Source organism: Methylocapsa polymorpha, assembly GCF_045689225.1.
Lineage (GTDB): Bacteria > Pseudomonadota > Alphaproteobacteria > Rhizobiales > Beijerinckiaceae > Methylocapsa > Methylocapsa polymorpha.
Window position 1 is genome coordinate 1452281 of record NZ_CP136862.1, and the last position, 19094, is coordinate 1471374.

Genomic DNA, 19094 nt, shown 5'->3' on the forward strand with positions numbered 1-19094 from the left:
GTGGGGCCTATTCAAATAAGCGGCGCTGGATGCAAATTGCTGCGACCTTTGGACGGAGGCAATGAGAAAGACCGCAGTTCGCCATAAGGATCGAGTGCGGTCAGATCATTCCGTGGAACTTTCCGCTGCTCATGGCCTGCTGGAAACTCGCTTCCGCCCTAGCGGCCGGCAATTGCGTGGTGATCAAGCCGGCCGAGCAAACTCCCGCCTCGATTCGGGTCTTGGCCGAGCTGATCGGCGACATTCTGCCGCCGGGCGTCCTGAATATCGTCAACGGCTTCGGCGTCGAAGCAGGCAAGCCGCTCGCTTCAAGCCGCCGGATCGCCAAGATCGCATTCACCGGCGAGACCTCGACAGGGCGGCTGATCATGCAATACGCCAGCGAAAACCTGATCCCGGTTACGCTCGAACTCGGCGGCAAGTCCCCCAACATTTTCTTCAAGGACGTAGCCGCAGAGGATGACGATTACTTCGATAAGGCCATCGAAGGGTTCGTGATGTTCGCCCTGAACCAGGGAGAAATCTGCGCCTGCCCCAGCCGGCTCTGATCCATGAGGCCATCTACGCCAAGTTTAGCGACAAGGCGCTGAAGCGGGTCGAAGCCATCGTCCAGGGTGATCCGCTGGACCTTTATCCAGCGCGCGCAGCTTTCGGCGGTTCCAAGCAGTCCAGCATTGGACGCGAAAACCACAGGATGATGCTCGATCACTACCCGCAAACCAAGAACATGTTGGTTAGCTACAGCCCCAAGAAGCTCGGTTTTTTCTGATCCAAAACGCCGGGAGTCGCCAGGCCCCCGGCGACGAATTTGCTCGGCCTGAGGATCCGTCCGCTCGGAGGAATCGCTCCGAGCCAGATTAGCGCATAACTTCGAAAAGATGTTGCGGCGATTCCAGGATCAACGTGTCATATTCCAAGCGCCGCGCCGGGATAATCTCGCGCCCCTGCTCATCCACGACCGGCGCAAAAGTGATCTCCCTTTTCACGCGATCCACGTCGTTGATGCGCCCAAGCCGAAACTGGAAAAACTGCGCCTTGGTCCGCCTGGCGCAGACCGCATTCACGACATGCGCATTCGAGATATGCGCCGCGACCTCAAGAACGACCGGTCTAAAAACATAATTCGTGGAGTGAACGACGAGCGTAACCGCCGCCCAGCCGCTTCGCCCGAGCGTGCGCCCAAGCCGCGCCGCGAGCACGAACCCATCCGCCCCTCGCCCGATGATCACTATGTGATGCGCTCGGTCCAGACCTTTCATAAGCGATGCCCCTAACAAATGTGGATTGGCGGCGCCTCGGCGGCGAACTGCGATGACGCGACTGTTGCGGCCTGCTCTCGTAGCGCGAATGCCCGCAACTGAGACTCGCCTGCAAAGGCAGGAGCGGCAACTCAGGCCTCGATCAACTTCAGTTCGTCAAATATATCTAGGTCTTGCGCACGAAGCTTCTTGGCCGTCTCCAAAACATCGGCCACTTCAGGCGTGGTGATATCCAAGCTGCAGCCGTCCCCCGCGCCGCGGCAACGCCCGTTTTTATTCCATCTCATTTCTATTCTGCCCGCGCCGCCGCTGCCGATTCTTCCCGTTAGACAATCATGGCCTGAAAGATCGATGCCGGTCACCTCGGCAAGGTTTCCGTTTTTTGTCTGCGTTGCGATAGGAGTAATGAGGACTATGGCCATTTGACTCGTCCTGTTCAAAGTTTTTGCGTGCGAAGCCCTGGGAGCCTCCGACGCTCTGTATCTGTTTGACAACATAATGTGTAAAACAATCACGGCCGCCGCTCCATTGTACCTTCGGCGCCCGGACGCATCATTTGGTTTAGAAACTAATACGTAGGTTTCGGCGCCTTCTCTTCCGAGAAAACCGTCGCGAGCCGCCCGCGTTCTTCAACTCCGGCTCCAAAGCAAATAGCCGGATGCCAGCGTCTGGATGGACAAGATCGGCGCGAAATTGACTAGGCTGCTGCTCCGTTCGAGCGACAACGCTTGCGGCGCTTGCGCAAAGCGCCGTCACCCTCTCGCCCATCAATGCGCATTCTGGTGACCGAGCGCCCAAACATAGGCCGCCACCGCCTCCACATCGGAATGGGAAAGCTGTGCGCCGCCCATCGGGGGCATTGCGCTTCGGTATTCTTTTGGGTTCGATACGCCGTCAGTGATCGTCCGAGTGATCGCAGCGAGACTGCCGTCTCCCCATAACCATTTGCCGCTGGTGAGATCCGGCGCAAGGGGCGTGCCCTTGGCGTTCGATCCATGGCAGCCTTCGCAAGTCGCGCCGCCGGATTGACCATGGAAGATTCGGTCGCCGCGCGCGACTTGCGCGGCTGTGGCGCCAGGTGGAACGGGCAGCTCAGCGACAGCAGCGCCCGCATCCGGCTGAATGCCTTCCGGCGGTTCTGCGCCCCGAGCGCGGGCCGCGACGCTGGAAGCCTCGACGCCGGGGGCAGGCGCCGACTCGACGCCGGTCGTCGCAGCGTCGCCCCGGAAGACGACGCGCCAGATCCGCCCATGCGCGTCGTCTGAGATGTAGAGAGCGCCGTCAGGCCCGACGGCCAATCCCGACGGCCGGTGCGCGGCCTGTCCCGGCTCCTTGGCCGCTCCAGCGAAACCGTCGGCGAAAACTACATAGGGCCCGGAAGGCTTGCCATCCGCGAGCGGTTGGAACACCACATTGTAGCCCTGCTGCGGAAACGGCGCCCGGTTCCATGAGCCATGGAAGGCGATGAACGCGCCGCCGCGGTAGGCGGCGGGAAATTGCGTTCCCTCGTAAAGCAGAAGATCGTTCGGCGCCCAATGCGCCGGGAAGACGGCGACAGGAGCGCGTTTCTCGGCGCACAGCCCGACCACCTTCCCGCCGTCGCCGCCATATTCCGGCGCCAACACAAGCTTTTGCTGGATGTCGTCGTAATAGCACTCCGGCCAGCCATAGTCGGCGCCTCGCTCCAAGCGCAACAACTCCTCCGCTGGTAGATTGGCGCCCTGCTCCGGCTTGTAGAATTTCGACCAGTTCTCCGCCAATTGATCCCGGCCGTGTTGCGTGACGTAAATTTCGCCTCCTGTGGAGGCGAACGCGAAGCCCTCGCCATTGCGGATGCCGGTGGCGAATCGCTCTGCAGGTGAAAATCGCTGGCCTGTCCGGTTGGCGTCGTAACGCCAGATGCCGGCCCGCGTCTCAAGTTCGACGCAGGGGCTGCGCCCTGACGAATTTGCGATCCGGTTCTGAACCTGACATGAATTAGTCGCGGAGCCTAGATCGACATACAAGCCGCCCTGCGCGTCGATTGCAAAGGGATGCATGGGATGGTCTCCGGTGACGGGCAGACCGGAAACAATAACGTCGGGCGCCACCGTGGGCGCTATGACGCCGTCCGGCAAAGCGTAGCGGACGATGCGGTCGGTCGCCTCTGCGAAAAGCGCGCCGTTGTAGAGCGCAATACCTGTCCCGCCCGCGCCGCCGCTCGCGACGCTTTCGCCGAAGCGAATGTTGATGTTGGCCCGTCCGTCGCCCTTGGTGTCCTGAAGGGCTACCAGGAATCCGCCGGTTGGCGGCTTGTCGTTGCCGTAATAGCGGCCGCTCCAGGTATTGACGTAGACGACGCCGTTCCGGGCGACCACAAGGTGCCGCGCATGGCCGATATTGTCCGCGAACACGGTTGCGCAAAATCCCCGAGGCAGTGTGATCCCGCCATTGTCATGCGCGCAGGCTTCCATCCGCGGCGGAGAGATATCGCGGCCAGCTTGCGCGAATGACGATGATCCGGTCGCCGACATAAGGCCGATAATGCAGAAGATCATCGACGTGAGCTGCTGCGCGAATCGATCATAGCTGATGAAACGAGCTCTCATAACCAGCGCCTCCCGAAGGAACTACCCTGCCAATGTCTGCGAGACCGCAACGGCGTTAGTCCGTCGGTCCGGTTCGCCGCCGTTGCAGCCGACAGAATCGAGATGGACGTGGAGAAAGAACTCATCCAGCTCGGATCCGTTCCGGCGTCGTCCACGCTTCTTGGCGTCTCCTGTTCGATAAACTGCGATGACCTTGGTTAGATAATCCTCGTAGCGAACGCGCAACGCTCGCGCTCCAAGCCATTCCGGTCTGTGGGAGACAGGAACGGCGCGGTTGTCGAACAGGGCGCGCCGCTCCCGACGGAGCCTAACGGAATTCTGGCGGGGGGACCCGCCTAGCGATGTCGCAGCGCTGTGAGGCGGCGACGGCCCCATTGCTATTGCGCCGCTGTCACCGAGTTGCCTATAGCCGACCGGAGGGTCGAGTTTAACCCGCATTGGCCCGCTAGCCTCAAGCACATTTCAAGGCGGCCAACGTCAGTCGCTTGGATTGCCTGGACCTTCGGGATACAGCGGGCTTCCGCCGAGGCCGTCGCGGCCCGCGTTCCCGAGTGATCGTAACGCATGCGATCTGTGCGCGAGAGACTGAGCGCGCGCTGCGTTGGTTGATAGAAGCTGTAATATTGAGTCGCGCTGAGGGGATAACGCTCCTGCGCCGCGGCCATGGCGACCGAGGCGAATAACACCGTGGTAGCAAGGCCCATCCGCATGGCGTGAAATGGCCGACCCGAGAAATCAACTGCGCCGGCCTTCATGCCGCGGATTGAAATTGGGACGCCGCGTCAGCCATGAAGACGGAGCGCCGTTTCGCCGTAACGAATTCCACAAGGTCATGCCCGGGCAACGCTAGCGAACGCTGTCACAAAAAATGACGAGCCCGGCTGAGAAGACCGGCCTCGGCAATATCGCCCCGAACGTCCGGCGCTTCACGAGTTCAAGTAGCTTGTGTTGCCGGCTGACGTCGCTGATGAAGGCCCGGCTGCTTCAGCGCTTTAGTTCGTCCGACCTCGATCACACCGGCCGGTTTTCGTTCGGATTGCGGACCGGACCCATTCGCTTGAGGCCTTCTTCATAGCTTATGACGTCCCAATCGGCATCAAACTCGAGCGCCTTATCGACGATATAGTCCATCTTGCCTGCAGTATTGAGCTTTTTGATATCGTTCTTGTCGATGAAGAGCAGTTCGAGGAATTCGTTATAGGCGGTCGCCTCTCCGATTGGCAGGCAATAGAAAGTCACGTCTCCGATCGGGATGCGGTATTTGCACAGCAGGTCCTGATTATTCGAATAGATGAAATATTTTCCGCCGGGTTTAAAAAACTCCCCAAGAACGTCGATCGCGATCTGCAAATATTCGAAGGATAGAAGATAACACATGAAGACTTCAAAATCCGGCGCTCCTTCCCTCGCCGTCGAGAACACCTGCCATATGGACAATTCAGGCGGACGCTTCTCGTCAGCCATGCTCGTCTGAAACTTCAAGGCGATCTCGCCGCGGAAGCCGAATCGGCCCGGGCTTATCTCCTCCTTGATGATTGGATGCGTCAGACGTCCCTCGGTTTCAAGGCGCGCGAAGACTGTGTTCTCTATTTTGAGCGTCATGAGGGTTCCCGTCGTCATTGCGGACCCAGTCCGCCAATTTGTAAAAAGATTGAAGCAATTGCGCCCGCAGCGTCGCGTCGGCGACGACTTCATCGAGGGCGCCGCTCATGCAAACCATCCAGGCGTCGCGTTCCGCTGGTCCGATCCGAAAATGCATATGCCGCATCCGCAGGCGTGGGTGTCCGCGCTCCTGCGAATAGAGCTTGGGTCCGCCGAGCCATTCGCCCAAGTAGCGCTTGAGCACTTGTCCTACCGGAGCCAAATCATCGGCATGCATCTTCCGGATCGTCTGAGCTTCCGGCAATGTGTCCATACGACGGTAGAACGCGTCGACCAATGAATCAATCGCGGCCTGGCCGCCTATGCTGGCGAATGGCGTGGGGGAGTCCTGCGAGGAAGTCACTGCTTTGGGTCATTCCCTCCGGCGGTTCCGATGCTTGGGGATCGGGACCGCCGGACTTCGTTCTGCTCAAACGAGAGCGGCTGCTTTCTGGGGAGCAAGTTTTGCTACGAACTCCGCAAGCGGAATGTCGATGCGCTCGACATTGTACCGCTCAAGGAATTTTAGCTCGTTCTTCGTCGGCGTTTCCGGCAGAACCGCCCAATGTTTTTCGGATGACCGCTTCATGATTTGCCAAGCGAAAATGCGTTCGAGCTGTGTCATAAAGCGGCAGCCGAGGAAAAGAAAGTTTCGATCGGCGCGCAGAGCCTGAACCTTTTCCGGGATCGGCGTCTGAATGTCGATCTCGGTCAAGACCTCGACGAAATCGGAATCGGAAACAAGAAAATTGCCCTCCGGAGCGACCGACCCCCAGGGTTGGTAGAGAACAGTCGCCCAGGATTCAGCCGTAGCGATCTCCGCATCTTTCTCGATCCGGGATCCGTCCTTGTTGAAATAATGGACCCAGGTCGCAAGATGCTCAGCCTGACTGACGCCTTGCACATAGCCCCAGTTGTCACGGCCCGCAAGCGCCTGCTGCGGGAGATCATCGTACCAAGCATGCACCACAAGCGGCAATTTCGGCCACGACGCAATCCATTTATGAAGCTCGGTCGGCTCGACATGAGGCTTGAAAGCTTCCGTCATGACCGCAAAGATCGTCTTCCGATGCTTGAAATTTTCAATGAATTGCGCGGCCGCCGAAAGATTCTTGCGGATCTTGTGCGGCACAGTCGCCTTGGCGGTGAGCTTTTCCACCAGGACCTCGGGACCCGACGGAATCGGACAATCCGCGCCAACGAGCGACAACACGCCCGGTCCCATGTAGGGGACAAGGCGGCCCGCGTCGAGCGCCGCATGAATCTCTTCGAGCGTTTGCGCGTTCATTAAATGGCCTCGTATTTCGCGCCTTCCATGGCCTTGAACTTGGCGAGGTCTTCGAACGTCGTGTAGAACGCCGCGCGCCCGCCGGACAGAGCATGAATTGCAAGATGGTTGGAAAGGTGATTATGCCAGTCCTGCGCGGAGACGCCCTCCGGCGCCTCGCCGCAAAAGATGCATTCGCCCTTGGGATTATAACGGACCTGAATGATGACTTCGGCCGTGGACATTGCGGACCTCCTATCTAGTTACGCCTCAGGAAATCGTTTGAACGGCTCAGCCGGAAAGCGCGCCGAGTAATTCGACCGTTACATTTTCCGTGCCGTTGATGACGCATTGGCAAGCCAGACGCGATTTCGATCCCACGCCGACCATCGCATCGAGCCGGTCAGTCTCGGGAGACTTCATCTTGTTTAGGCCTTTTTTGCCCTCAAGAACAAAAAGGTGGCACGGATCATATTTTTTGCTGCTCTCACAGGTGCATTCGATGGGCACCCCCGCCTCCTTAAGGGCGTCGAGCAGAGTCGTGCCTTCAGCCGCCTCTTGTGTCTTTCCTGAAGGCTTGATCGTGATGGTAGGCATTTATAATAGATCCCTTTTTGGTGGTTGAACTGCAAAACTTCGAGCGCCCGGGGCGCCTTAAAGCGTGATTTCGGCCCCGGCTCCGATATTGATTGAGGCGTCCTTCATCGAACCGACGATGAAAGCGATCTGGTCCTCGGTGAGATGCGCGTGGAAGGGGAGGATAACGGCGCGGTCGGCGACCTTTTCCGTGACGAGAAAATCGCTCTTCCGATAGCCCAGATTGAAATAATGCGGCTGGAGATGCAGCGGCATGGAATAAGCTGCCGCTTCGATCTCCTCTTTTTTCAGATCTTCGATGATACCGTCGCGGCCGGACCGTGAAAATCGCGTGCCCAAATGGACGACATACAAGAACCAATGCGCCTCGGTCACATCCGGGCCAATATAGGGATCCTTAATTCCCTCGAAAGACTTGACGTAATCATAATACCAATATTCAGCCCGCTTGCGTCGCTCCAGGATCAACTCGAGCCGCTGAAGCTGAGCCAGGGCGAGCGCTGCGGAAATATTGCTCATTCCGCCATTGTAGGAGGGCGCGCCGCCCACAACGACGGAGGCCCGTTCTTCGAGACGATGCATTCGATGGCGGCGGATCGCCATGGCGACATCGATGTCATCGGTGACCACAACGCCCCCCTGGCCGCAAACCAGCGGTCCCGGCTGGGAAAAATCGAAGATCGAACAATCGCCGAAAGTCCCGACCAAGGCGTTCTTATAGGTCGAGCCGATCGCCTCGCTCGAATCCTCGATGAGGATCAACTTATGCCGATCGGCGATCTCGCGGAATTCAGTCCATGCCGCGGGATGCCCATTTACATTGCTGGCGACGATCGCCTTCGTCTTCTCGGAAATCTTCCGTTCAGCTTTCTCGGGCACGAGCGCCCCCGACCAATAGTCGATGTCAGCGAATATCGGGAACGCCCCGCGAATGGAGATCGCGTGGGCGATTTCTCGAAACGAGTGGGGCGAGGCGATGACTTCGGCCCCCGGCCCGATCCCGTAAGCGTCGAGAGTCAGCATGAGCCCCATTGTCGCGCTCGAAACGGCAATGGCGTGCTTACGGCCAAGATATCTTGCGAAAGCCTCCTCGAAGGCCTCGACCGCCTCGCCAGTCGTGACCTGGGACGATTGAAGAACCTCGATCACGGCGTCCAATTCGGCCTGCGACATGTCCGGATCGGAAAGCGGAAGCATATTCGCGGTCATGGCTTGACCTTGTTTTGGACGACGATAATTCCCGTCGCGATCGCGGGATCTCTCGTCATCGTGACGCAATGATTCACGGCGCTGACAAGAAAGAGGTTGAACCTCGCGAACTCCTTGTAAGGGCGCTCCCCGTCGACATCGCTCGGATCGCAACGAGTGAGCGAGACGCCAGGAAACCGCTGCCTGAAATCCTGCAACACGGATGGATCGGCATCCGGGCCGGAAAGAAGCGCTTCGATCTGCGCGAGATTCTCTGTCGTAAGACTGCTCATACGCTTGCGCTCGTCAATCGTTCAATTTGCGGGCTTCCACCGTGCAGGGGATTTCCAACCCCTCCGTGGCTGGCGGAAGCTCGAGCTGCCAGCCATTCGCGAGCGTGACGATTCCCCCCCACATTTCCGGCTTCTCCATCGACACGACGGGTTCCTCGAGATCTTTTTTCGGCACATAGACCGAAAGAACGCCGGCGCCGTCCTTACGAAGCATGATCTTCATCTAAACCCTCACTGGCCCCGCCAAACGCAGGAAGCTCTTATCACGCGGCTATCGCAGCCGCCTCGTTAACGATCCCGGGCAATACGTCGAGGACCGCGTCGATTTCGGCTGCGGTATTGTCGCGGCCGAGTGAAAAACGGATGGACGACAATGCGCCACGTTCGTCAAGCCCCATAGCGAGCAGAACATGTGAGGGCTCGGTCCCAGCTGAGGTGCAGGCGGCGCCGGCGGAGGCGCAGATTCCCGCCCGATCGAGCCGTTCGAGAAGGAGCTCCGCTTCGAGATCGCCGAAGCGGATATTTGTCGTATTGGCAACACGCTTAGCGGCGGCGCCGTTGACCGATGCAATCGGCACGCGCGCCAAGACGCCTGTCTCGAGCCGGTCACGCAAGGCTGCGAGCTGAGCGTTTTGCTGCTCCAATTCCTGTTGCGCCAGCACGGCAGCCTTGCCAAGCCCGACAATGCCCGGCACATTCTCTGTGCCGCCGCGCCGGGACCGCTCCTGGTGGCCGAAAATCTGCGCCGGAAGCTTGACGCCCTTGCGCACAAAAAGCGCGCCGACGCCGGTCGGCGCATGCAGCTTGTGGCCAGACAAAGACAACAGATCTATCGGCGACGCCTTGAGATTGATCTCGACCTTGCCAATCGCCTGCACGGCGTCGGTATGGAAGAGCGCTCCCCGCGCGCGCGCCAACTGTGCGACAGCTTCGATGGGAAATACGACGCCGGTTTCATTGTTCGCCCACATGATGGAGACAAGAGCGGTGTCGGGTTCAAGACTTGCGGCGACTTTCTCCGGATCCAACTGTCCGCTGGAATCGACCGGTATGTAGGTGACCCTTACGCCTTTGGTTGCGAGATGGGCGAAAAGCTCAATGCAGGACGGATGCTCGACGGCGCTCGTCACGATATGGCGCTTCGTCGGATCAAGCGCGAGAGCGCCGATGATCGCAAGATGATTCGCTTCGGTGCCGCAACTCGTGAAGACAATCTCGGGCGGCGAACAGCCAAGAAGACGCGCAAGCTCGCCGCGCGCGTTCATGACGGCGGTCTTGCTGCATTCACCTGCGCTATGCTTGCTCGATGGGTTGGTCGGCCCGCTCCGCATGCATGCGGCCATAGCCTCGATGGCTTCGGGAGCGACAGCCGTCGTCGCGTTATTGTCAAGATAGATCATTGGGTTTCGGTCACCGCAAGCTGAACGGGCGTCGGCGTCGAGCCAGCCTGGATCAAGCCAACTCTCAAGACGGAAAGCAAGACTCATGCTCAGTTGCGCATAGCGATGACCTTCTTGCGCGTCGGATGCAGCGGCGCAGACGGCCCTCCGCTTTTGCGCTGCTTGCCTGCCGGTCCAGATGAACCGGTCAAAAGCCACATTAAATCAAAGCATTGGCATATGAGCTGAGCAAAAAGCGATAGCTGCGCACAGATAAAGACGGGCCGATGTGATCGGCTCCAGCGCCTACGCAGCTTACGCGACAGGCGGACAACTTCTACAAAAGCGCCCCGAACCCTATGCGCGATTAAATTTTAGGCGCCGACCCGCTCCGTCGATCAGGCCGAGAAAGCGACAATAACGCAGCCTGCGGCGTCCTAAGCTTCTTCAGGCGCCAATTCTTCTTCGAGGCACCCGACGACGAGCCGCGTGCCGTCAAATTCAACCAGATAGAGTGGCCTTTTGGTTTCCTCGATCATGCCGACGTTGACAACCTCCCCGACATCGCCAGTTCGGACGAGCAAGACATCCAATGGCTGATCAGGATAAGAGCCATCGTTATACAGGTCCTCGACGGCCTGCACGCGCTGGCCCCATTGAAACCTCGGCCGCTGCGCGCCGCCCGGATCCATCATTCTTCGCCCTCCTTGGCGGGTTTCACTGTCTTTTTCTTGGCGGCGGCCACGTCGTCCTCATCGTCGACGGCCTCGAGCTCCTTCGATTTCATTCCCACCTTATTCCCGGTCTGAATGAATTCGACGCCGAAAATATAGAATTGTTGAAGGAAGGTGCCGATGTTGCAAACATAGCCTTCCTCGCCTTTCTTGGCGAGAATGTCGCCCACATCCTTGCCGCAATATGTCCCATCGTTGCGAACAGTACGTTTGGTGCGAACACGCTGGCCATAGGTGAACCGCGGCGGCTCATTGAGCTCGACGACGTCGCTATCGCGGCTGATGTTGGTCATATTCGCAACTCCTCGACATTCTTCCCGAACTCTGCAATTCCACCTTCGTCAATGGCCAAGCGTTCCCGCATGCAACGGGCCCGACCGAGGCAAATCTAGCCTACTTCAACTGATCATCTTGACGACCGGCCCGGCATCTTTGGCCTCTGCCGGCTTTTCATCCGCCAGCCTCTGCCGCGCGAGTTCTCGAACGAGCGGATCCACATCGTCTTCCAGCTCCGATAAATGCGCCCTATCGATCCGGCTGGCGACTTCGTAGCGAACCCGCCAATCTGGATCGCGCAGCAAACAGCTGAGCTGCTCGTTCGACAGCCGCCGCGCCACGTCGAGTCGCACGCTCGGGTCTCTGTCCTGCGCCATTCGCATCAGCCAAGCCGGATCTATCCTGCCCACCACAGTCCGGCGGACTTCAACCTCGGGATCGTGGATCATCATCGGCAGGGTCGAGGGCGACAAGCGCCGGGCGATCATGGTGCGGACATAGTAATCCGGATCATTCATCATGGACACGAGGCCTGCGTCGTCGAGGCGCGAGGCGACGCGAATGCGAACTTCACGATGCGGATCGTTGCGAAGGCGCAGAAGATAGCTGTCAGGCAGGCGAGCCGCGGCTGCCCAGCGGACCGTTTCATCCGGATCATGCAGCATTACTGGCAAGCGAAAAACATCGGCGTGCTTGGCGGCGACGGCGCGCGCTTCGAAATATTCATCCGCCAAATGATCATTGGCGAGGGTCGGATTCCAATCGAAGAACCGATCTATCCGGCGCGCGTATCGGTCCTTTACGCAAGCCTGCTTCGGCTGGCATTTCCCTTGCCGCTGCAAGCTTTGATAAACGCAGGAGCCGCAATCGATCTCTTTGCCGGCGAAGTCGCGGGCTTCATCGATTTCATTCCTCATCGGCGTGCTCCATGCGTTGATGGACTTCGAGCAGGACCGTCGCGCCGATCTTGTCGGTCGCGTCAAGCTCGAGCAGCTTCGTCGCCGCCGCCACGCCCTCGTCGAGATTGCCCAGCCGCATTTGCAAATAGGCGTATCCCTTCAGGACGAAGAGATAGAATCGCGGCATCATGGCGTCATAGCTGCCAAAATCTGCGTCGCCGCTTTGGACCTGACGCCAATCCTCCGCCAAATTATTATGATGGGCGGCTTCGGAAAGACATATGCGAGCGACTTCGAGACACTCGGCGAGCCGCCCCTTGTAAAAATAGAAACGATATAGCCCGATGAGGATGGCCGGATGCGCCGGCGCGAGCGCCTCCGCCTTCCGCAGATGCTCCAAGGCCAGGGCGTCGTGAGCGTAAAGATTGGCGGCGAGGTTCAAATGCTCCGCCGCCCCAGCCGGCAACCCGCCTCCGAGCAGCGCCTCGACCTCTTCAATCGAAACCGGCTCCCCGCGGCCTGTCGTCAGCTCCATCCGGCCCTCTTCTCAATGCTCGTGCGCGTGCTCATGTTCGACGACGGGCGCGCTATGGCTGCCGCATGTCGAAACATTCTTCGGATCGTGAAACTTTAGACCAGCTGAGGTCGGGGTTTCAACAAAATCCATCGTCACGCCCTGCAGCAAAAGGCGGCTTTGAGCCAGAAGGAAAAACTTTAGCCCATTGTGCTCGTGCACGGTTTCGCCCGCGCCCGGCTGCGCCTCTACGCTGAATTCCGCCGAAAGGCCGGAACAACCACCCGGCGACACAATGAGCCGCAGGCCGCTGCCTGGGCCGCCGTCGAACCGAAGCATGCGACGGATGAATTTATCGGCCGCAGGGGTAAGTGTGACATTTAGATCTTGCATGTTTACGCCGCCGGTTGGTAACGAGGATAACTATCATCGACCACACAGGTTTCCTCGACTGGGCAAATCAAGGCGCATTGTGGGTCGTCGTGAAAACCAATGCATTCCGTGCACTTGGTTGGATCGATCAGGTAAATCCCCTCCCCAGCGTAGATCGCTTCATTGGGGCACTCGGCTTCGCACGCCGAGCAATTCACGCATGAGACCGCGATTTTCAACGACATATTAAGCCGCTCCCATTTCAGACGCTCGTCTTTGACATCGGGGCGCGTCGAACGCGCCCCGATTATTTCAAAGCGTGGCCTGATTACTCCGCCGCGACCGCCGCCACATCGACAGCTACTTCGCCGGGCCGGATCTCGGCGTCGCCCTTCTCGACATGGACGATGGAGCCGTCCTTGACGCCTTCAAGATAGCGCTTGAAGTAGGTAATCGCCGATTTCTCGATGAACTCGTGAGCGAATTCATCGACAGCCTCTATGCCGGCCGCCAGAAGATCCTTCTTCGGGCAACCGCCGATCTTGGCCACGAACACCGCGTGGCAATCCTTGATGGCGCGGATAACGGTCTCGAGAGCGTCTTCCTCGCCGTAACCGCCTTGGCAATAGAGGTCGACGCGGCGATGGCCGATGAAATGCGCGCCCTTGCCGGTGCTGAGCTCGTAGATCTGGAACTCCGCGGCGTGGCCGAAGTGCTCGTTGATGCGGCCGCTGCCCTTGGTCGCAACCGCGATCAGGATCTTGATGTCGCTTTCAACGCCAGCGAGAATCTGGAGCTCGTTCGCCTTGGCCCCGGAGACCGCAAGCCGCTCTTCCTCGACCTTGGCCTGATAGGCCTGCCTGGTGGCGAGGTCGTAATTGACGTCCATCTCCATGATCTTTTCGGTGGTGAACTCGGCGCTGCGGTCTTCGCCAAGAAGGCCAACGGCGTCGGCGCGGCACTGGCGGCAGTGACGCATCATGTTCATTTCACCTTCGCAGCTGTCCTGCAGGCGCTTCAGCTCTTGCGCCGTCGGTCCGCGCTGCCCGGTCAAGCCGAACACCGTGCCGTGCTCGGCCGCCGAAATGAGCGGCATGATATTATGCAGGAATGCGCCGCGCGACTTGACGGCCTTATTCACCTCGACGAGATGCTGGTCGTTGACGCCGGGGATCATGACCGAATTGATCTTCGAGAGAATGCCGCGGGCGGTCAGCATCTCGAGGCCCTGCATCTGACGCTCGGTCAGGATCTGGGCGGCGTCGCGGCCGGTATAGCGCTTATGCTTGTAGAAGATCCAAGGATAGATTTTCGCGCCGACGTCGGCATCGACCATGTTCACGGTGATCGTGACGTGATCGACATTGTACCGGGCGATCGTATCGACATGGTCGGGAAGGGTGAGTCCGTTCGTGGACAAGCAGAGCTTGATGTCCGGCGCGGTCTTCGCGATGAGGTCGAAGGTCTTGAAGGTCTTTTCCGGATTGGCGAGCGGATCGCCGGGGCCCGCGATGCCGAGCACGGTCATCTGCGGGATCGTTGAGGCGACGGCCAGGACCTTTTTCGCGGCCTGCTCAGGCGTCAGGCGCTCCGAGACGACGCCCGGACGGGATTCGTTGGCGCAATCATATTTGCGATTGCAATAATTGCACTGGATGTTGCACGCCGGCGCCACGGCGACATGCATGCGGGCGTAATGGTGATGCGCCTCTTCGCTATAGCAAGGATGATTTTTGACCTTCTCCCAGATCTCCGGGGCAAGGTCGTTCTGGCCCGCCTCGGTGCCGCAGCTCGCCTTTTTGCCGCCGTCGCTATTGGTTTCGCACCCCTTGTGCTCGGCCATCTTCTTCATGATTTCGTCGGCCGTTGCGCCCGCCTGGATAGCCGCCTCTGCGACTTCGCGTTCTGACAATTCCATTGTTCGATCCTCGCTTTAGGCTTGGAACCTATTGGTACTTAAGGGGCGCGCCACGCTTTCCCCTCTTCCGCCGATAAGCTCAACTACGATCCCGCTCGGCAAGATCGCCTGGCGGAAGGGGAGCAACTAGCGTGCCACAAATAGAATAACTCTAATCACTTGAATCAAAGGATGTTTTGCTTCTGTTGAAGGACCTGGCAATCCCGTCGCCTTTGCAACTAGTCGCATGAGGCGCCTGTTTGAAAGATGACAAGCCGCGCTCCGGGCCGGGCCAGCGGCAAAATGCCGCCTTGGCGATCTCGGGCCAATGCGGCGGAAGGGAGTGAACAACCGCTCGCGCTCACGTGACATTCGGCTTGCTTTCGACCGTCTCGCACAACGTTCCGCGCCCATGCTCCAGTCGCATCTGAAGGGCTTTCGATCACGACATCGCGCGCTTGATTGTCGTCTCGACCGCGAACCAACGCCGGCGGGTCGCCAACTGGACCGCGCTTTGGGCTGTCCTCCGGACGTCGCAGAACGAAGTCTTGAAAGGTTTTCGTCAATTGAGCCAGATCAAGCTAGGCGCGCCGAAACGCTTGTCGGGTTTCGTTCACAAGGCCTTTGGGTCGACCACTGCTGTGTCGCGAAGCGCGGCCATGCCCAGCTCGGGCGCTTGGGAATCGAGGGCGCGAAGCCTTTGCATCGCCATGTCGCGAACGAGCGCGTCGGGATCGCCCGTAAAACGCGGCAGGAATTCCTGGTCAATGCGCTCCGCGGCGACGAAGCGGACCCGCAGGTCGGGATCGGCGGCGAAAATGGCGAGGCGCGCGGGATGAAGCCGCTCCGCCACTTCCATGCGGACCATCGGATCCTTGTCATCGCGCATATCGATCAGCCGGTTTTCTACAATGCGGCGGGCCACCCATCGCCGCACAGCGGGGTCGGAATCGCGCATCGCCAATGGCAAGAGCTCAGGCGCCAGTTTTCGGACGACCAGGGCGCGGACATGGTGATCCGCATCGGACAGCATCGCCAGCAGCGACTTGCCTTGCATCTTCATGGCGACGCCAATGCGGACGCGGCGGTCGGGATCGTTCGCAAGACCCTTGACGCGTTCCGGAGGCAGCCGCCACACCGCCATGGTCCGAACTTCCGGCTCCGGATCGGACAACATTGGCGCGACGCGAAACAGGCTCGCATATTTCACAGCGACCGCGCGCAATTCGAAATAGGGATGGTCGAGATAAGAGTCGGCGAGCTGCGGAGCCGCCTTGAAGAACCGGTCAATGTGCTTGATGATTCGGTCGACGACGCAGCTATGGCCCTTGCGGCACTTGCCTTCGTCGCGAAGCCCTTGATGCGGGCATTGTTCGCAATCAACTGGCCTTCCGAGCCAATCGCGGGCGTCACCGGCAGCATCCACGGCGCGCTCCAATAAATCTAGGGTCCATTGGTCAAGTCAACGCAAGGGCGGACCAGCGAAACCTTGAAACCCTCCGGCAGATTTCTCTCGCCATTAATGCGCTGTCGGCGTTGGAAATTCCGCAAGGTGAAAAAGCCGGCCTTTGCGCAAGGCCGGCGCTGTCTTCATGCCGGCACGCAGGTTTGCGGCACCGGGCAAACCGAGTCGCATTGCGGATGGTCGAAGTCGCCCTCGCATTCCGTGCATTTTTTCGGATCGATCACATAGGTCTCGTTCTTGAACGAGATCGCCGCATTGGGGCATTCGAACTCGCAAGCGCCGCAGACAGTGCATTGGGAGGCGATGATCTTGTAAGCCATTTACCGGTTCTCCTTCAACAAAATGTCCGGGAAGCTTCCGTCCGTCCCGGAGCAATAACAAAAAGGTCGAGCGTTCGTCGCCTCCGCAAATGCGGAGATTTATGATGCAGAAGGTGACAGGCTCCTACCGCCGGGACCGCGCCATATTCATGCGGGTGCAACCGCCAAAAGGCGCAGCAAATTCTGTACCAGCGCTTAAATATCTGATATTTCTGCAAGCTGCCAATCAGGAAGGCGACACTGGGTCATTTCGACAAGCATGATGTCGGACCTTCGACGAATTCGACGGCGATCTGCGCCGTCTCGGCCGGCGCCAAGCGATTCAGAATTTCTTGATTTCGATTGCATGTTTGCGCAGCGCATATCCGATCTGGCGCGGCGTCAGCCCCATCATCCGGGCGGCCTTCGCCTGAACCCAACCCGATTTCTCCATCGCTTCGAGCAATCGCGCCCGCTCAGAATCATCGCCGCCGGCGCGATCGAAAACGTCGCCATGCGAGGCCGCCGGCGCAGCGTGCAAAGCTTCAGGATTCGAGGGAGCCGCAATGGAGCGCGCTGGTTGAGGCGGCTCGCGATAGGCCTCGACCGCGGCGGGAGGAGCCGAAAACGGCCCGAGACCGCCAATCGCCTTCGGCCAGGGATCGGTCGACGCCTTTCCCTTCCATAGCGTCGCCGAAAGACATTGATCTTGCCCGCATGCAAAGTCCGATGCGACAATCGAAGCCTCAGCGGCGAAGGTCGCGGTGCGCTGGACGCAATTTTCGAGTTCGCGCACGTTGCCAGGAAAATAGCATGACTTCAAAACCTGCATCGCCTGCTTGCTGAACGCGAGCTCGCGCCCATTCTCTTCATTGAACTGCTCGAGGAAACGGGCCGCGAGCAGCGGAATGTCGCTGCTGCGCTCGCGCAAGGGCGGCAAAAGCAAAGGCACGACGCTGATTCGATAGTAGAGGTCGGCGCGGAATTCGCCGTTGCGGACGGCTTCCTCCAGGTTCTTGTTTGTGGCGGCGATGAGGCGCACGTCCGCCTTCAAGGTCTTGGTTCCGCCAACTCTCTCAAATTCGCCGCTTTGCAACACACGCAACAGCTTGGCCTGAAACGAGGAGGAAATTTCGCCGATTTCGTCGAGGAACAGCGTGCCTCCGTCGGCAAGCTCGAAACGGCCCTTGCGGGTCGCCACCGCGCCGGTGAAAGCGCCTTTTTCGTGGCCGAACAATTCCGATTCGAGAACGCTTTCAGCGAGCGCGGCGCAATTGACCTTGACGAAAGCGCGCGAGGCCCGCGGCGACATCTCGTGCAAGGCGCGCGCGAACAATTCCTTGCCGGTTCCAGATTCGCCGCGTAGCAGCATGGTCGCATTGGATCGCGCGACGATTGAGATTTTATCCAAAACCGAGCGGATCGCCGGGCTTTCCCCGATAATTCCCGACGCCTGCGCCGTGCTCGTCGGGGTCGGCTGCAGCTTGGTGATTTCCTTCTGCAGCCGGTGGCTCTCTTCGATAAGACGATCCCGATCGCGCGCGACGACCCGGTGCAATTTTACGGTCTGGCCGATCAGATTGGCGATCATCACAAGAAAGCGGACGTCGGAATCGAAGCGAAAGACGCTCTCGCCATCCCAGATACGATCCACTGTCAAAGTGCCGACAACCTTGTCGCCGGCCCGGATCGGCACGCCCATGAACGACACCTTGACGCCGTCCGATGCGAGCGCGGCGACGTCGCTCGCGTCGAAAAGATCATGATCCGCGACATTATGCACGACAAGCGGCACATCGGTCGCGATAATCTGGCCAATCGCGCGCTCGGGATAGCGCTGCGGCGTCTTGGACAGGCTATCCTCGCTCCATCCGGCGCCGACCGCGACCTCGGGTCCGCCGTCATCGGCCAGAAGCACAATTGTTCCATGCCGCATCTGAAGGAAAGACGAGAGAAGATTGAGGACATTGGCGAGCGTCGTCTCGAGCCGCGTCGGCGCCGTCAGGATTTTTGAGATTTCATAGACGCCTATCAGCGCGATTTCGCTCAATTGGATGCGTTGAGACGGAGCTTGCTTCGTCGCGGCCAAGGCGTCGAGATCAATCATTGCACGGCCTTCCCTGCCTCGGAGTCTCGCCCATTGTCGGACCCCAGACATCTGTCAATAACCTGGACATCGGGGTAGGTTTTTTGACAGAAATTGTCTTAATTCAAACGTTCGTGACTGTAATCCTGCTATGAAATCCTGTCGCTCTCAAATTTTGGGCATATTTTTGCAAAATTGATGTGCATAACGCCCTTTGGGATAGCACAAATACCCCTTTCCGTCACAGTTCGCGCCAATTTTGTTCCGTCTTGGCCGAAATGGCGCGATAATGACAAGATGATTACAAGAGCGTTTCGACAATAAAATTTTACCTTGCAGC

General features: G+C 59.1%; 22 protein-coding genes and 1 pseudogene. 1 reads left to right on the plus strand and 22 read right to left on the minus strand.

The window, feature by feature from the left end; all coding sequences use genetic code 11:
• Window positions 1–98: 98 nt before the first annotated feature.
• Window positions 99–769, plus strand: a pseudogene (locus tag RZS28_RS06790) (aldehyde dehydrogenase family protein); the annotation flags it as partial.
• An 88-nt stretch (window positions 770–857) separates the two neighbouring features.
• Here the strand turns inward: RZS28_RS06790 and RZS28_RS06795 are convergent.
• From RZS28_RS06795 to nifA, 22 genes are all read right to left on the minus strand, one after another.
• Window positions 858–1259 (minus strand): hypothetical protein, encoded by a 402-nt coding sequence (locus RZS28_RS06795; protein WP_407340572.1) that lies wholly within the window; start codon window positions 1257–1259, stop codon window positions 858–860.
• A gap of 131 nt (window positions 1260–1390) precedes the next feature.
• The gene (locus RZS28_RS06800; RefSeq protein ID WP_407340573.1) at window positions 1391–1681 is read right to left on the minus strand and encodes a hypothetical protein; all 291 of its coding nucleotides are present in this window, start codon (window positions 1679–1681) and stop codon (window positions 1391–1393) included.
• 345 nt (window positions 1682–2026) lie between these two features.
• Window positions 2027–3847, minus strand: coding sequence for a PQQ-dependent sugar dehydrogenase (locus RZS28_RS06805; RefSeq protein WP_407340574.1), 1821 nt, complete (start codon window positions 3845–3847; stop codon window positions 2027–2029).
• A gap of 1011 nt (window positions 3848–4858) precedes the next feature.
• Window positions 4859–5449, minus strand: a complete 591-nt coding sequence (locus RZS28_RS06810) for a hypothetical protein (protein WP_407340575.1) — start codon at window positions 5447–5449, stop codon at window positions 4859–4861.
• A complete protein-coding gene (locus RZS28_RS06815; RefSeq protein WP_407340576.1) occupies window positions 5409–5852 on the minus strand; it encodes a group II truncated hemoglobin in 444 nt (147 codons plus the stop codon). The genes RZS28_RS06810 and RZS28_RS06815 overlap by 41 nt, the downstream gene beginning before the upstream one ends.
• 66 nt (window positions 5853–5918) lie before the next feature.
• On the minus strand, window positions 5919–6776 hold the full coding sequence (locus RZS28_RS06820; RefSeq protein ID WP_407340577.1) for an SIR2 family NAD-dependent protein deacylase: 858 nt from the start codon (window positions 6774–6776) through the stop codon (window positions 5919–5921).
• Entirely contained in the window at window positions 6776–7000 is a 225-nt protein-coding gene (locus tag RZS28_RS06825) for a hypothetical protein (RefSeq protein WP_407340578.1), read from the minus strand. Before RZS28_RS06825 ends, RZS28_RS06820 begins: the two co-directional genes overlap by 1 nt.
• Window positions 7001–7046: 46 nt before the next feature.
• Complete coding sequence (locus RZS28_RS06830; RefSeq protein WP_407340579.1) at window positions 7047–7352, minus strand: 2Fe-2S iron-sulfur cluster-binding protein; 306 nt, start codon at window positions 7350–7352, stop codon at window positions 7047–7049.
• Window positions 7353–7409: 57 nt separating this feature from the next.
• Window positions 7410–8561 carry a DegT/DnrJ/EryC1/StrS family aminotransferase gene (locus RZS28_RS06835; protein WP_407340580.1) on the minus strand — a complete coding sequence of 384 codons (1152 nt, stop codon included), beginning with the start codon at window positions 8559–8561 and terminating at the stop codon, window positions 7410–7412.
• Window positions 8558–8833 (minus strand): hypothetical protein, encoded by a 276-nt coding sequence (locus RZS28_RS06840; RefSeq protein ID WP_407340581.1) that lies wholly within the window; start codon window positions 8831–8833, stop codon window positions 8558–8560. The genes RZS28_RS06835 and RZS28_RS06840 overlap by 4 nt, the downstream gene beginning before the upstream one ends.
• Window positions 8834–8846: 13 nt before the next feature.
• Window positions 8847–9056, minus strand: coding sequence for a putative nitrogen fixation protein NifT (nifT, locus tag RZS28_RS06845; protein WP_407340582.1), 210 nt, complete (start codon window positions 9054–9056; stop codon window positions 8847–8849).
• 40 nt (window positions 9057–9096) lie between these two features.
• Window positions 9097–10233 (minus strand): cysteine desulfurase family protein, encoded by a 1137-nt coding sequence (locus RZS28_RS06850; RefSeq protein ID WP_407340583.1) that lies wholly within the window; start codon window positions 10231–10233, stop codon window positions 9097–9099.
• 416 nt (window positions 10234–10649) lie between these two features.
• Window positions 10650–10904: a nitrogen fixation protein NifZ gene (locus RZS28_RS06855; RefSeq protein WP_407341061.1), complete on the minus strand. Its 255-nt coding sequence runs from the start codon at window positions 10902–10904 to the stop codon at window positions 10650–10652.
• On the minus strand, window positions 10904–11239 hold the full coding sequence (locus RZS28_RS06860; RefSeq protein WP_407340584.1) for a nitrogen fixation protein NifZ: 336 nt from the start codon (window positions 11237–11239) through the stop codon (window positions 10904–10906). Before RZS28_RS06860 ends, RZS28_RS06855 begins: the two co-directional genes overlap by 1 nt.
• A 105-nt stretch (window positions 11240–11344) precedes the next feature.
• A complete protein-coding gene (locus RZS28_RS06865; RefSeq protein WP_407340585.1) occupies window positions 11345–12139 on the minus strand; it encodes a 4Fe4S-binding leucine-rich repeat protein in 795 nt (264 codons plus the stop codon).
• Window positions 12129–12656: a hypothetical protein gene (locus tag RZS28_RS06870; RefSeq protein WP_407340586.1), complete on the minus strand. Its 528-nt coding sequence runs from the start codon at window positions 12654–12656 to the stop codon at window positions 12129–12131. The genes RZS28_RS06865 and RZS28_RS06870 overlap by 11 nt, the downstream gene beginning before the upstream one ends.
• A 12-nt stretch (window positions 12657–12668) precedes the next feature.
• On the minus strand, window positions 12669–13028 hold the full coding sequence (locus tag RZS28_RS06875) for a HesB/IscA family protein (RefSeq protein ID WP_407340587.1): 360 nt from the start codon (window positions 13026–13028) through the stop codon (window positions 12669–12671).
• Window positions 13029–13030: 2 nt separating this feature from the next.
• Window positions 13031–13252, minus strand: coding sequence for a YfhL family 4Fe-4S dicluster ferredoxin (locus RZS28_RS06880; protein WP_407340588.1), 222 nt, complete (start codon window positions 13250–13252; stop codon window positions 13031–13033).
• An 83-nt stretch (window positions 13253–13335) separates the two neighbouring features.
• On the minus strand, window positions 13336–14859 hold the full coding sequence (gene nifB / locus RZS28_RS06885) for a nitrogenase cofactor biosynthesis protein NifB (protein WP_407341062.1): 1524 nt from the start codon (window positions 14857–14859) through the stop codon (window positions 13336–13338).
• A 658-nt stretch (window positions 14860–15517) separates the two neighbouring features.
• Complete coding sequence (locus RZS28_RS06890; RefSeq protein ID WP_407340589.1) at window positions 15518–16330, minus strand: 4Fe4S-binding leucine-rich repeat protein; 813 nt, start codon at window positions 16328–16330, stop codon at window positions 15518–15520.
• A 164-nt stretch (window positions 16331–16494) separates the two neighbouring features.
• Window positions 16495–16689 carry a 4Fe-4S dicluster domain-containing protein gene (locus tag RZS28_RS06895; protein ID WP_407340590.1) on the minus strand — a complete coding sequence of 65 codons (195 nt, stop codon included), beginning with the start codon at window positions 16687–16689 and terminating at the stop codon, window positions 16495–16497.
• 322 nt (window positions 16690–17011) lie between these two features.
• Window positions 17012–18775 carry a nif-specific transcriptional activator NifA gene (nifA, locus tag RZS28_RS06900; protein WP_407340591.1) on the minus strand — a complete coding sequence of 588 codons (1764 nt, stop codon included), beginning with the start codon at window positions 18773–18775 and terminating at the stop codon, window positions 17012–17014.
• Between the last annotated feature and the right edge of the window lie 319 nt (window positions 18776–19094).